The following is a 14,450-nucleotide window of genomic DNA, read 5'->3' on the forward strand; positions in this document are numbered from 1 at the left end:
CTATTTATAACAAAACACCGAAAGGTGAAAGGAGAACATCATGAAATTTGATCTTAAGGGAAGTATTGTAGCACTTATCACACCCTTCCATGAAGATGGAAGTGTCAATTTTGAAAAGTTACACGAATTATTAGAATGGCATGTTGCCAATCATACCGATGGTATACTGGTTTTAGGAACGACCGGTGAAAGCAGCACCATGACGCATGAGGAAGATGATGCTGTCGTCGAATTTACCTTACAAACGATTAACAAGCGAATCCCGGTCATTGTCGGCAGTGGCTCTAACTGTACACAGACAGCTGTTGAAAAAAGCTTGAAGTATGAAGAAATGGGAGCCGATGCCTTACTGGTCATTTCCCCATATTACAACAAAGCCAATGCCAGTGGAATGATTCAGCATTTTCTGGCCGTAGCCGATGCCGTTCATACACCAATCATCATGTATAACATTCCTGGCCGAACAGGTTGCAGTATCTCTGAAGAAGCCGTTGCCGTATTAAGTAAACATGAACATATTTGCGGTATTAAAGAAGCAAGCGGAAATATCGCTTATGCGACAAATATCGCCCGTTATCTGAATGATGATTTCCGTATGTATTCTGGAAATGATGACATGATTGTTCCTTTATTATCTTTAGGTGCCAGTGGTGTGATTTCTGTATTGGCAAATGTGATGCCACAAGAAACACACGATATGGTGATGGCATATTTACATCATGATGTAGATACAGCCTTACAGATACAGTTAGATAATTTAGATCTCATTCACGCTTTATTTATTGAAGTCAATCCGATTCCTGTCAAAGAAGCTTTGAATCTGATGGGCAAACAGGTTGGTGGATATCGTCTGCCGTTATGTGAAATGTCAGAAGAACATAAAGAGGTATTAGCTGCTAAAATGAAGGAGAAAGGTTTATGCTAAATATTCTAGTCGCAGGCTTTGGCAAGATGGGAAGACTGGTTGTCGACAGTATTCAGAAACAAGAAGATATGCAGGTGGTAATGATTGCCGATGGTACTCAGAAACCTGATTTATCAACACTGCAAGAAGAACTGCATGCGATTATCGACTTTTCACATCCCGCCAATTTAGAGTGGATTGCCCCTTATGTGAAGGAGCATCATACGCCTTATATCTGTGGAACGACCGGACATAGTGATATGCAGAAACAAGAAATCAATGCTTTAGGTATGTATGCCCCTATTGTCTTTCAAGCAAATTTCTCACTAGGTATTGCTGTCATGCAGGAAATTCTTAAGATGGTGACACCCTTGTTAGAAGATAGTTTTGACATGGAAGTCATAGAAGCACACCACAATCAAAAACAGGATGCACCTAGCGGCACAGCAAAGATGCTTGTCGATATTCTGAACAAGGATCATGCCTATGAAGAAGTACATGGAAGAGAAGGGTTCATTGGCAAACGACAAAAAGAAATCGGTATTCATGCCGTACGAGGCGGTACGGTTGCCGGAGAGCACAGTGTCCTCTATCTTGGAGAAGATGAAGTTCTGGAAATCAAACATACGGCTAATAGTAAACAGATTTTTGTGAATGGTGCTTTACGCGCAGCACGCTTTATCCAAAACAAGCCCCATGGTACGTATACCATGAAAGATATCTTATTTAATGAATAAAAACAACGAGAAAGTCTCTTACATAACGGATTATGTAGGAGGCTTTTCCATGTGTATGTTCAAGTGCTGTATACAATCTAAACAAACACTAAAACTTTGGTATTCACAATAGAAAGCTTGTCTTTTCCCAAAAAAGCGGTATGATGGATGTAGAAAGATAACCATAACATTAATTAGGAGATGTGATACCCATGGGATGAATAGAATAAGAAATATGATATAAAATCCTAAACGTATAGGGATTAGAAAGGAGTTAAAATGATGAAAGAATTTAGGAGTATTGTAATTGACGCAGATTCAAACACTTATACTATTAAAGATGGAACACAGGGAGAATACAAGTTATCAGAAATTAAAAAATATAGTATTTTAAATGAACATGCAAATTATCGTGGAAAAGCAGAACCTTTTCTTCATCAGGTACTTGGTGGTGCTTCCTCTTTTATAGCTGTAGAACCTAAATTGTATGTGGGAATTAAAATCACTACGACTGCAAATGAAACTTTAGCTGTTTATATTTCAGAGAATCCTGTATTGTTTAATTCTGATGCTTATATTGAAGATAAGCAAGAAGCAGAAAGAGTAAAAGCGGTATTTGATGAGTTCTTTAAAAAATAAAATTATGAATTATTAAAGCCTAGAAAATTGGGACATGAACAAAATCTAATTAGATTATTCTTGTCTATAAGATAATTAGATCAAACAAAAGAGATCAACATGGAAAAGAAAAATATTGGATATTATATCGGTATATTCGTTTTAGGTATCATTACCGGGTTTATCATCTTTGAGATACTGCTTTAGAAAAGACAGTAACTCTGTTTCATACATGTATTAAAAAGATAACTGCTATCATTTATAGCAAAAAGAGAGGGATCTTGTATGAATAAAAAGAAAATTGTGTTACTTTCTTTGCTCCTTCTTATGTTTCTTTGTAATCTAACTGCTTGCACGCAAAAGAGTAAAGATTCTGACTCCAAGCCTTATGAAGAACGCATAAAAGCAATTGTTAAATATTCCGGACCAAAAACACTTAAAAAAGATAGTGATTTTGATATTAACGAATACTTGGATGTTTATGAAATGCAAAGCGATAAAAAGGTTAAATTCAAACACGTTGAAGATTATAAGTGGCCACAAAAACTTTGTTATTCTATAGAAGTTGATTGTGGTGACGGTAAACAAAGTTGTGAGTTTTCTACAGAAGTACCAAATTTTTATACTTTCTCAGTAATTGCAGGAAGTTCTGAAGGTGCTTATACGATTAAAGAAATAGATATAACTGTTCAAGATAAGAACTAATGAATTTTTATAAAAAGTGATGGTTGCATCACTTTTTATTATTTACCTATGCTCCATGTCCTTAGATTTTTTACCAATTCCTTATAAACTTTAGCTGCGGAATCTTTACTACAAATATAGTTTTGTAAGATTGATGTAAAATCACTTTGGTTTATCAACATTTCCATTGTAATTCCCGGATTTTCTTCTATTATTGACAGATTATATAGTTGTGTTGTATTTACAGCCTCTATGAGTTCCTTTTTAGCATGATCATAAATATAGAAATCTTTTACATCCTCACTACATAATAAAGGTACTTTCATATTAGTGTCTAATAATGCCTGTATCCCTTTCTTCGATCGCACCATAGCTAGAAACTGTCTTGCTGTATTCGGGTATTTACATTCTTTTGTTACAGCAAATCCAAACGTCGTAAATGGCGGTGCTATGGTTTCTTCTTGCCAGGATGGCATCGCCATGAAATGTAGATTACCATTTTGATAGGCACTTCTATTTTCATACTGAAACTTTGTCGACAGTAAGCCACATAAATAATCATCACCATTATAAAAATCCTTTTGCTGTATCAAATCATCCGGCATATCCAATTTTGCATTTATTTCCTTATATGCTTTTAATTGCTTGATTGTCTGCTCTTTAGGAAAAAGATTGGTAAATGGAATTGTTTCCTTAGGAAGTAGTTTAGCGAAAAACGGATATACATATTCTCCCATATGATTATGATAATAACGTACATGACTTTCTGCCATTTGCTCAAAACTAACTAGATCTTCTTCCGACAATTTATTTTTTTCTAACAAATCCTTGCGATAACAAAACACCAGTCCCTCCCCAATAACAGGTGTATAATAATCGCTTAATTCCTCTCTCTGTAAACTATCCGGCACATCATATGTATAAGACACTTCCTTTATCTCCATGAGCTTATCTTTTAAAAAAGTTGCGTCAATATCGTTCGTCCAGATAATATCTTGTTTGATATCCTGGGTAAAGTAATAAGGTTGTACAACGAAATGTAAAGCATCTTTTTGTTTCGGATAGCTACGATTCCATAAATCGTTTAACTTATCCGCATATGCCTGATGTTCCACCTGAATCAACAGATGTGCATCTTTTTCAGTCATTTCAATCTTTTCTCTTGAAGCATTACTACATGCACAAAGAAACGCTGTTATACCTAACAAAATTAGTTTTTTCATGTCCTCACCTGTTTTGAGTATAACAACTTCTATCATCACATTCTGTCGAATTCACATATGCCTTTTTAATCATCTGTATCCTTCATTTGCGATAACTTTATATAAGCTTTCCCGTATGAAAAAAAGCAAAGATTCGTTTGGCTTTTTCCTGCTTGTATACTATACTATAACTATAGACAAGGGGGTTTTCCAATGAACCATGTTACAGCACTTTATCATGCATTAGAGAAAGAAGAGAAACTCCACCACGATGACATTTACAATTATGCGATTCCTAATGCATGGAATATGTATGGCTATCCGGATAAGAAAAACTTACGCAGCCGTGAAATTCTGGTCAATCCATACCGCTTTTATCTTTTTACTTTGCGCCACATCTTAATGGATGAACAAGGAAAAGTGAAAAAAAGCATTCCTTTTCAAGATGCTAAAGCTTCAAAAGGCAGCTGGCTGAAAAAGTCCAGTATATATTCCCTCATGGTACGTACTGCCACGGCATGGGATCACGATCGTGATGATGCATTGCCACATGATAATTTGTATCATTTAAGTGATAATGGCACTTTTTTGAAGAGTATTTTATTAATTCCCTACTTAAAACGCATGGGTATAAACACCATACTTATGCACCAGCCATTTGCTTTAAGCAAAACACAGACGCCTCATACGTATGCCGCAAAGGAATGTGTGCGTAGTTTTACAGATATAGATGAAACGTTACATGATCCACTTGTACCGGAATTAAATGTTCTGGAACAATGCTTAGCATTTATTGAAGCTTGCCATATGCATGGTATCCGTGTTCTTTTAGAATTTTGTCCAGGTAAGCTTGCCAGAGATAATACATATTATCAGAAACATCCGGAATGGTTTTATTGGATGACATATGATGAATTGCGAAATTATCATGCGCCGATTTGTAATGCGCTACCGCAAAACACAATACCGCATACGTATGCGTTAAAAGATTTTTATCGCAGCGAAGATGTAAAAGCACACCTAGCTTTCTTCCGTAATGCACCAGAGCCCACAGATATGGATTTAGCTGCTATAGAAAAACTAGAACATATCACGATTGCGCCAATGTTCTCAGATCAAATCAATGCACATTTACCTGTTGATGAAGATGGTACTGTATTCCGTTTCTTTGAAGATTTTCATATTCATGTACCAAAAAACGCATTACCTGCAAATTGTGCACCTTATCTAATGCAAGACAGCATTCGTTATGATTTGCATCCGGGAAAAAAGGCTTTGCGTAGTTTATGGGATATGTTAAATGAAACCATTCAATGGTATCAACAAACACTCGGCGTTGATGGTATTTATTTGGAAAAAACATATTTATTACCTGAAAAACTGCAAAAAGAATTGGTAAAGACAGCGCGCAAAGGAAACCGTCACTTTGCCATGATTGCAGAAGATACGCTCATGGAAAATAGTAGTGCATGGGTAGCAAAAGGCTTTGATGCCATTAGTGGAAATAGTGGTTATGAAGAAACCAATATTTGGGACTTCCGTTTCCATACCTTTGCATATCGTTTAAAAGGCAATGCCTGTCCCATGTTTGCGGCTAGTGAATTTTATGATGCCAGAAGAGTGTGCTCATTGGAAAATGGTAAAAAATTGATGATCATGTTAAGTGTTATGAATCAATTCTTACCCAATGGTATTCCGATGCTGATGAATGGTGTTGAATGCTTTGAGGTACAGCCAATGCAATTGAGTGAGTATGGGGACAAAAAATATCTATCTTCTCTGCCAAAAGAAGATCTCCGCTACCGTCAACAGGCTTATTTAGATTCTTACTATTTTAATTATCGTACGCCGGATCTCAATGTTTTGCCTTCTTTATTAGAGCGTTGTTCCGCAATACGTAATACATATCTTGATGCCATTAGTAAAGAAGAAAGCTGTGTTCCCGTATGGTTTGATTCTCCGAAAGACTTTGGCATTGGGTATAGTTTTATCTTAGAAGATCGTGCATTAATGGTTATTTGTAATACAAACATTAATACAGCCAGTCATTTACATATTCATACCGAGAATTTATATAGTGAATTGCCTTTTACAGTAGCAGAAATTCATCAAATCTTCTCTACTTCAGACCCATATATTCATGATGTACCGCAGGACTCTTTCCGTAATCTCCCATTGGATTTTGAATGTGGTGAAGTAAAGTTTATCGAATTTAAAGCTAGTAAATCAACTGATGGACAAAAAGCTTAATTCTTTCACAAGATGGTTTTAGATAAGTTATTTGTTGAGAATCTCCACAATGAAGATTGACGGTTAGGAATACCTTAAATTAAAATACCAATAATTACTTTTTAAAAGAATCGCTATCGATTCTTTTTTTCTGTCCTTATCTATATTATAATGAAACAGGTGATAACATGTATCGTTTAAAAGAAGATCATATGGATGAATTTGAAATCAAAAAAAGTCGTTTCCTTTGTTACCTTCACCGTTGTAACAGTGAAGAAGAGGCAAAGACTTTTATTAACAAGATAAAAAAAGAACACCCTAATGCCAGACATCACTGTTATGCCTTTATCATAGGCAAACAAAACGAAATACAACGCAGTAATGATGACGGAGAACCTGCCGGTACAGCAGGTGTGCCCATGTTAGAATGTTTGATGAAACATCAGATGCAAGATATCGTAGCAGTTACCGTACGTTATTTCGGCGGTATTAAATTAGGGGCAGGCGGATTGATACGCGCGTATGCTAAAAGTGTATCGCATGCACTTGCGAGTGCCTGTCTTACCCGTAAACAGAAAATGTTTGTATATACCTTACATTTTCCATATCATCTCATTGGTAAGATGGATTATCTTTTCCGTTCTCACGATATTGAAGTATCTGACAAGCAATATGAAGAAGATGCTGTTTATACGTATTTATGTGAACACCCCTTAGATGATGAAATCTCTGAAATCACCAATGGTGCTTATCTTCCAGTCTTTATCAAAGAATGTATAATAGATGTAGAATTACAAGGTGTAAAAACAGATTTAACAGCTTCATGAGTCTGAATCTTCTCTGCCATACATCAATAAATAGTAAGATAATTCGCTAGCCTTTATGAGCCTTTTTCATGATAGTTTGCCATTGGCAAAATAAGGCTAAAAAATATGCTATATGTACATCGCTTCTGCTATCTGTTCACTATGTATATCATCAAGCAAATGATCTTCCATATAATTTAAAGCCTTTTGTACAATGTTTATCCATTCCATGTTAGATGCCTCCTTATAATCTTTATTATAACGATAAGCATGAAACTTTTCCTGTCTTTTTATGACAAGATATGTCTTATGTGTAACGATAGAATACAAATTTTTGAAACTAGCTTTGCAGGATAAAATAATACTTAATTTCATTGTGAATGCTTTGCGTTTATGGTATTTGCTTGTAAGATTAAAAAAACATGAACAAAAGTAAATCGTTCACATTAGATGATTTCAGATCCCGGTGCAAAGTTTTCCTTATCCTATACAAAAAATGTATATTCCTATTTCTATTTAAAAAAGTTTCCCTTAGCTTCTTTTTCATAACAATGAATAAAGTTCAATAAAAAGCGCTGTGCTAATGATGCTGGAGCGATTGCTTTAAGGGCTTCATCAAATGAATACCACTTGGCCTCATCGATCTCCCAAACCGATACGTCTGCTAAAGATGTACTATCTAACAAAACAGCAAAACTTAGCATTAAGGTGTTTGTTTTTTCAAAATATTCACTTTTCAAATAGCGATATGCAACAACCCTACTACCTATCTCTTCCTGCATCTCACGACACACCGCATCTTCAACACTTTCTTTTTGATTCACATAACCAGCCACCAAAACATTCCGCTGTTTACCATATTGTTGAATCAACAGTATTTGCTTTTCATCCGGTGATAATGCCACCAGGGATACAGCAGTATTAAATTGTGGAAATATGTATTTCTGACAAGTCGTGCAATATGGAATGCAACCCTCGTGTTCATGTTTTTTCATAATTAATGCGTTACCGCATGCACTGCAAAATTTCATAGACATCCTTCCTTCCATCATTATTATAGCCATGATAACATTAAAAGAAACCTTAGCAGGTTTCCTTTAGTGCATATCCTTCACCATTTTCCACAATTCACTATAAGATACAAAACCAATAGCATCACATTTTTCCTTAGCCACCTGGCGCTGTTTCTTTACATTACCTTCATGCACACGGTTCAAATTGTTTTTATCCATCATGTATTGCACATAAGAGAATTTCTTCAATAAGAACCATTTCGCAATGATTTCATTAATTGTTTTTTCACGGTTTTTACTTTCTTCTAACAGTTTTTGTAAATGTTCCTGTTGCCAGGATCCCATTTCTTTCGCCATTTCATACATCTCGTCATAGTTCTCAAATACTTTACTGTCAAGACGTCTTTGAACGATACCGGCTTTCTGATTCTGCATAAAGAATGCAATCACATTTTCCATCATGCGCTCAATCGTATCTTTATTCACTGACATCGCGATGATTTCATTTCGTGTTCCCTCATATTCATTTTCCGGTTCACTCATTACATAGTACAATGCCTTAGCAATGACATATTCTTCCTTATCTCCTAATGTTAAAATTACGGCCTTTTGATAATCATCAAATTTTCCATACACTACATATGGACAACAAATCGTTCCATGCGGCAACTTAAATGAATCTTTGTAGCGAATGATCTGATTAGCAATTGCCTCTTTATTAATATTCAAGTGCAAATCTACTGCAACTTTCAGATTATGATCCTCTTCAAAGAGCGTTTCTAATACCTCACGTACTTCTTCCTTCCCCTCATCAGCCTCAATGATGGAAAGGTAATCCTCAAGGAATCCATTAAACGTGCAAATTCCTTCACCACTTTCACGAATGTCTTTTACCCCATTCAAAATATCATAAATAGCCATAGTTCTCCTCCTTTCCCAGTCGTATTTTACATTTGAAGATCAATGGAACTATGTTGTCTGATGATGCAATACTACATCTATAGTGTATGAATAAATAAATTCATATATTCATTAAAATTGTATAGAAAGGTATATCTATCTTCATTTTACAACGTTTTTTTTATTTTTCAACAAAAATTTAAGCATTTTCATAAATATCTGTAAGAAATTAAAGTTACCTAACCGTACGATTGAAAAACAAGATCTTCCTAGAATTTCTCTGTATAATATCACTAAAAAAGCCTCGAACAATTTTCTTTTGTGCTTATAAGTTATATCTCTGATGTACGAGTCTATTTACAGAAAAATAGCGATATGGACTTAATACCGCTATCGCTATTTTCATTCCTATAATAATGTACCATTCGTATTACGATACATCTTTAAATCCTCTTCATAAAGCATTGGAACATAAACAACCTGAAAACCTGGCATTCCCTTAAATGGTGTTGTTTCCAAAAAGAACATATAGCACGGATAAAGATATGTACTATTAACATTTATATAGGTTATGCTAGCACCTTTAACTTTAAGTTTCTTTATATCCTTTATCTCATCAAGAACCGAAATATAATTACCATTACGCATTTCAAGTTCTGCTTCCTTTACCGTCTTAACTTTATAATTCTGACTTTGTTTCACCTCTTTTTGTGAAAAGCGAAACATATCTTGCGTTATAAATGCATCATTAGGTGCATACGTGATGGTATCCGTATATTGTGCAATCGCTGTATCTATGATATTTTTCTGTGTCCTATGCCATGAAGCCGTAAAAGCGAATCCATGATCATTAAAACGTGAATATTCTGGTTTATCTTGTGTATAATTCTTAAAAAATGCCGGATATTCTTTCATTACCTGCTGAAGATAGGCATCTGCCTGCTTTTGTGTTGTGACTTTCTGTGGTTGTTGTCGATTTATTGTCAATAAAATATCTCCATCTGTTTCTGCTGTTATCTCATAGCGCTCACCTTGTGCGGAAACGATATCTAATTTACTGGAATATTGGAAAGTATCCGTTAATTCATATTTTCTTATAAATGCTTTCATTTTCTCCATTCTTTGTTTTATCGAGAGTGGCATCACCAATTCTCCCATATCATCTCGCTCCAATTTACTTTTTAATACCGGTAATTTTTCCGGAACTTTCATCGTAGAAACTAAATCATCGATGGTATCCGCATATAAGATTCCATCGCCTTGTGCATGAGCAATCCGTGATGGTTTCCATTCTTGCGGCTGCGCTTTTGCGCCACAGCCCATGAGACTTCCGCATATAGCAAATATAAGAATATATTTAATTGTTTTCATTAATTTCCACCTCTAGCTTTCGCCAATCTTTTTCTTTTAAAGCGGGTACATCCACAAGATGCTCTTTCCCTTGATCGTCTTTTAAATAAAACCGATAGATCGGGTAAACAAGGGGCTGCATACTGCGATATGCCTCATCTGCTGAATCTAAATATTGCAATTGCACGCTGACAATATCATCTTTATCTGGTAAATATTTTGTATCTGTGTCCAATTGCATGTATTCCTTTTGTAGAAATCGCTTCTTCGCTTCTTTCTCGGTTATAATCTCATAGCTCTGCCGCTGTTGCAGCCGCGCTATTGTTTTTATGTGCATATGCAATGTAGAATAGAGTGCATTGTTTTTCTCTTGATAGGTGACATAGAATGTTATATTGTTTAACTCCTGATTCCATAAGCCTTTTGTTTCATCACAAAGAAGTACCTGATACTCTAACATACCATCGCGATAATCAATTTTTATTTTCCACATAGGATTATCCATTTGTAGCTTAGGATACTTTTTATAAATCGCTGTTGCGTTTTCTAACAGCATTTCCCTGCTTATATATCCATTGGTTTTCTTATCCTCTAAGAAAGCTACTTCAATCGTACCATCTTCCATTACTTTTATACATACGACATCATCTTTAAGCGAAGTATCCGTATAACTTCCATTTTTAATATGAAATATTTCAGCGAATTCCTTTAAAATTTCTTGCTTTGTATCATTTGAAACTTGTTTTTTATAAATCCCCTTAAGATCTTGTGGATAGCTTTGTTCATACACTGGATATTTTATGGTTTCCGCACTTCCTGTTTTAGGTTTAGCGCTTCCATAATCTTCACTAGGCAATGGTATTGTAGTATCCTTTCCTTTCAAATAAGTATCTTGCTTTTGCGTCTTTGATATTGTTTTATATGTTTTCGGTTGATGAAGGATAACCGTTTCTTTAGGCTGTTTCAAAAGCATGAAGCCACCTATACAGAAGCATGCCACAAATACAAAAGCGAAAGCCCATTTTCCTTTATGCTTCCAAAACGCATGGGGATGCTTTTTTAACGAATTCTGCTGTATGTCTTTTATAACACTGTCATCTAGATGTAATTGTTCTATTTCTTTTCGATATTCATCCCACATGTTCCTCTCCTCCTTCATAGCGCTCTTTCAGCTTTATTCTGCCGCGATGTAACCATGTTAAAATCGTTGCTTCTTTACGATGTAAAATTTCGGCGATTTCCGTAACACTGTAACCTTCATAATAATGCAAATAAATGACATTTCGATATTTCTCCGGAAGTTCTCTGACATAATACAATAAGCCATACTCTTGTTTATGTTCTTCCATGACATCATAACGTTCATCTAAGGAAAAAGCAGTACGTAAACGCAAATAACGCCAGCGATCATGACAAGTGTTGATGGTAACACGAATGATCCATTTCTTTTGCATTTCGGCATTCTGAAAAGAAGGCATGTTATGCAGCAATTTTATATAAATATCTTGAACGATATCTTCTGCATCTGCCTTATGTCGCATATTATGCATCGCTATGCGATAAATCATATCGCCATACTCTGCTAGTAGCTCTTCTAGTGTATAGACAGCTTCCCCATGTTCAACCATCCTTTATATCTCCTTCATATAGTAAACGATTATCTTTATTATAACATTTCATTCTTTTGAATTTTTTTCATATACTAGAATAAACCATAAGAGGATATCTTAAATCTTCTTAACATTCCCCATTTACATTCAGTTTCATGATATTCTTTATTTACTAAATGCCGCTATCGGTTTAAAATATAAGTATTATATAGAAAAAGGGTGATGAAATGAAACAAGAATTATTACTTTCCCTTCTGGAAACAAATGCCCGTTACTCCACGAGAGATTTAGCTGACATTTTACTGGAAGATGAAGACAGTGTCATTCATACCATGAATGAACTTGAGAAAAAGAAAATTATATGCGGGTATCATACCATTATCAATTGGGATAAAACAAACCGTGATAAAGTCATGGCGATGATCGAGGTTGAAGTATCACCGGAACGTGATTATGGCTATGATCGTATTGCTAGAAATATTTATCGTTATCCAGAAGTAGATACAATGTATCTGATGAGCGGGAAAAGCGAGTTTATCGTCATAATTTATGGCAAAACCATGCAGGAAGTATCTAATTTTGTAGGCTCAAAATTAGCGACGACTGACCATGTCACATCCACATCGACATTTTTCGTATTAAAAGAATACAAAGTTAACGGCGTTGTCTTTGGTGATGAAGAAAAACCTGAAGAAAGATTGGTTGTAACACCATAATGCAATACGAAAATTTCTTAAGTAAAAAAGTACAGGAAATTAAACCTAGCGGTATCCGTAAATTTTTTGATTTAGCGAGTGAAATGGAAGGTGTCATCTCACTGGGTGTTGGAGAACCTGATTTTGATACCCCATGGCATATTCGTGAAGCTGCTATATATTCCATTGAAAGTGGAAAAACACATTATACAGCGAATCAGGGACTGCTGGAATTAAGAGAAGAAATCTGTGCTTATCAAAAACGCCGTTTTCATTTAGATTATGATCCCGTTCATAACGTCATCATCACCGTTGGCGGAAGTGAAGGTATCGACATTGCCATGCGAGCGATAGTAAATCCTGGTGATGAAGTCATTTTGATGGAGCCAAGTTATGTTGCCTATACCCCAAGTGTACAGTTAACCGGTGCCATACCGGTGCATGTAAAACTGGAACACGAAGAACAGTTTAAACTAACACCGGAAAAATTAGAGGCTGCCATTACGCCAAAGACGAAGGCAATCTTGCTGAATTTCCCAAGTAATCCTACCGGTGGTGTCATGACGAAGGAAGATTATGCGAAATTAGTACCGATTATTAAAAAACATGAACTGATCGTTATCAGCGATGAAATCTATGCTGAATTATCTTATGAGGATAATTTCTATTCCTTAGCAAATTTTGATGAAATCAAAGATCAGGTTATCATTATCAGTGGTTTTTCTAAGGCATATGCGATGACCGGTTGGCGTTTAGGATATGTTTTAGCTAATCAAACCTTTACAGAGGCGATGAACAAGATCCATCAATATATCATCATGTCTGCCCCTACCGGTGCACAATATGGTGCAATTGATGCGATGCGCAATGGTGATATTCATGTCCAAGAAATGAAAGAGGCCTATATGTCACGCCGTAATTTCATTACAAAAGGGTTTAATCGCATTGGTCTGCCTACGCATTTACCTCAGGGAGCATTTTATATCTTTCCAGATATCCGCTCAACTGGTTTAACGAGTGATGAATTCTGTGAGCAGCTATTGAATGAGCAAAAAGTTGCTTGTGTCCCTGGTACCGCTTTTGGTGATGCCGGAGAAGGTTTTATTCGTGTATCTTATGCTTATAGCATTGAGCATATTAAAGAAGCCATTGAGCGTATAGATGCATTCATGAAAAAATTTCGTTAAAGAGAAAGGCATTTCCCTACAGAAATGTCCTTCTTTCTTTATGGAAACATTGGCTTTTTACATTTATAAATATTGAAACAGAAAGGAAACCAGGTTATCGTAACGAATGCTTTCTTTATTGATGAAAGCAATACGCTCTATTCTTATCGATTTCCTGTAATATACATATGCTGAAATCATTAAAAACAAACTATCTCTTATATTTAACCTGCGCCATGAATTTTGTTTTGTTCCTCTTTGCACTCTATACAAGCAACAACATTAGCAATCATGATAATGCCAGGGAAATGTATGGCGTTCTCTTCGCAATGATCACTATTTTATTAATCTGGTTGCTACGCCATCATAAATAATGGAAACCAAAGCAACACAAGAACTTTGTATTTTAACTTTGGCTATGCATCTTTGTGCGTATATTATTATTTTTTAAACAGGAACTATCTTTTAACAACTTAATAACAATCGAGTAGGGTGAAATAAATCACCCTCTCACACCACCGTACGTACGGTTCCGTATACGGCGGTTCGTTTTAATT

Annotated in this window: 14 protein-coding genes; 8 read left to right on the plus strand and 6 right to left on the minus strand. The window is 35.5% G+C overall.

Annotated features, from left to right (window positions below):
* The first annotated feature begins 40 nt into the window (after positions 1-40).
* The 4 genes from dapA (at position 41) to ACESSZ_RS09695 (ending at position 2,943) form a co-directional block, all read left to right on the plus strand.
* Positions 41-925 carry a 4-hydroxy-tetrahydrodipicolinate synthase gene (dapA, locus tag ACESSZ_RS09680; RefSeq protein ID WP_008691070.1) on the plus strand — a complete coding sequence of 295 codons (885 nt, stop codon included), beginning with the start codon at positions 41-43 and terminating at the stop codon, positions 923-925.
* A complete protein-coding gene (dapB, locus tag ACESSZ_RS09685) occupies positions 919-1,641 on the plus strand; it encodes a 4-hydroxy-tetrahydrodipicolinate reductase (RefSeq protein ID WP_008691069.1) in 723 nt (240 codons plus the stop codon). Before dapA ends, dapB begins: the two co-directional genes overlap by 7 nt.
* Before the next feature lie 261 nt (positions 1,642-1,902).
* Entirely contained in the window at positions 1,903-2,259 is a 357-nt protein-coding gene (locus ACESSZ_RS09690) for a hypothetical protein (protein WP_008691068.1), read from the plus strand.
* 264 nt (positions 2,260-2,523) lie between these two features.
* Positions 2,524-2,943 carry a hypothetical protein gene (locus ACESSZ_RS09695; RefSeq protein WP_008691067.1) on the plus strand — a complete coding sequence of 140 codons (420 nt, stop codon included), beginning with the start codon at positions 2,524-2,526 and terminating at the stop codon, positions 2,941-2,943.
* A gap of 38 nt (positions 2,944-2,981) precedes the next feature.
* On the opposite strand, the gene ACESSZ_RS09700 is transcribed toward ACESSZ_RS09695, so the two are convergent.
* Positions 2,982-4,145 carry a hypothetical protein gene (locus ACESSZ_RS09700; RefSeq protein ID WP_331866773.1) on the minus strand — a complete coding sequence of 388 codons (1,164 nt, stop codon included), beginning with the start codon at positions 4,143-4,145 and terminating at the stop codon, positions 2,982-2,984.
* Between the two features lie 192 nt (positions 4,146-4,337).
* Here ACESSZ_RS09700 and ACESSZ_RS09705 point away from each other — a divergent pair, with 192 nt between their 5' ends.
* Both ACESSZ_RS09705 and ACESSZ_RS09710 read left to right on the plus strand, forming a co-directional pair.
* A complete protein-coding gene (locus ACESSZ_RS09705) occupies positions 4,338-6,374 on the plus strand; it encodes an alpha-amylase family protein (protein ID WP_008977798.1) in 2,037 nt (678 codons plus the stop codon).
* Positions 6,375-6,541: 167 nt separating this feature from the next.
* A complete protein-coding gene (locus ACESSZ_RS09710) occupies positions 6,542-7,180 on the plus strand; it encodes a YigZ family protein (RefSeq protein WP_331866774.1) in 639 nt (212 codons plus the stop codon).
* Between the two features lie 491 nt (positions 7,181-7,671).
* On the opposite strand, the gene ACESSZ_RS09715 is transcribed toward ACESSZ_RS09710, so the two are convergent.
* From ACESSZ_RS09715 to ACESSZ_RS09735, 5 genes are all read right to left on the minus strand, one after another.
* Positions 7,672-8,190 carry an NAD(+) diphosphatase gene (locus tag ACESSZ_RS09715; protein WP_499842766.1) on the minus strand — a complete coding sequence of 173 codons (519 nt, stop codon included), beginning with the start codon at positions 8,188-8,190 and terminating at the stop codon, positions 7,672-7,674.
* Positions 8,191-8,256: 66 nt separating this feature from the next.
* Entirely contained in the window at positions 8,257-9,093 is an 837-nt protein-coding gene (locus ACESSZ_RS09720) for a hypothetical protein (protein ID WP_117547736.1), read from the minus strand.
* A gap of 387 nt (positions 9,094-9,480) precedes the next feature.
* Positions 9,481-10,443 carry a hypothetical protein gene (locus ACESSZ_RS09725; RefSeq protein WP_270757556.1) on the minus strand — a complete coding sequence of 321 codons (963 nt, stop codon included), beginning with the start codon at positions 10,441-10,443 and terminating at the stop codon, positions 9,481-9,483.
* A complete protein-coding gene (locus ACESSZ_RS09730; RefSeq protein ID WP_331866777.1) occupies positions 10,430-11,563 on the minus strand; it encodes a hypothetical protein in 1,134 nt (377 codons plus the stop codon). The genes ACESSZ_RS09725 and ACESSZ_RS09730 overlap by 14 nt, the downstream gene beginning before the upstream one ends.
* Complete coding sequence (locus ACESSZ_RS09735) at positions 11,553-12,050, minus strand: RNA polymerase sigma factor (protein ID WP_132225584.1); 498 nt, start codon at positions 12,048-12,050, stop codon at positions 11,553-11,555. Before ACESSZ_RS09735 ends, ACESSZ_RS09730 begins: the two co-directional genes overlap by 11 nt.
* 209 nt (positions 12,051-12,259) lie before the next feature.
* Between ACESSZ_RS09735 and ACESSZ_RS09740 the strand changes: the two genes are divergently transcribed.
* Both ACESSZ_RS09740 and ACESSZ_RS09745 read left to right on the plus strand, forming a co-directional pair.
* Positions 12,260-12,748, plus strand: coding sequence for an Lrp/AsnC family transcriptional regulator (locus ACESSZ_RS09740; RefSeq protein ID WP_008691056.1), 489 nt, complete (start codon positions 12,260-12,262; stop codon positions 12,746-12,748).
* On the plus strand, positions 12,748-13,914 hold the full coding sequence (locus ACESSZ_RS09745) for an aminotransferase class I/II-fold pyridoxal phosphate-dependent enzyme (RefSeq protein WP_196029929.1): 1,167 nt from the start codon (positions 12,748-12,750) through the stop codon (positions 13,912-13,914). Before ACESSZ_RS09740 ends, ACESSZ_RS09745 begins: the two co-directional genes overlap by 1 nt.
* Positions 13,915-14,450 lie beyond the last annotated feature (536 nt).

The organism is Eubacterium sp. 3_1_31, assembly GCF_964249515.1.
Lineage (GTDB): Bacteria > Bacillota_I > Bacilli_A > Erysipelotrichales > Erysipelotrichaceae > Longicatena > Longicatena caecimuris.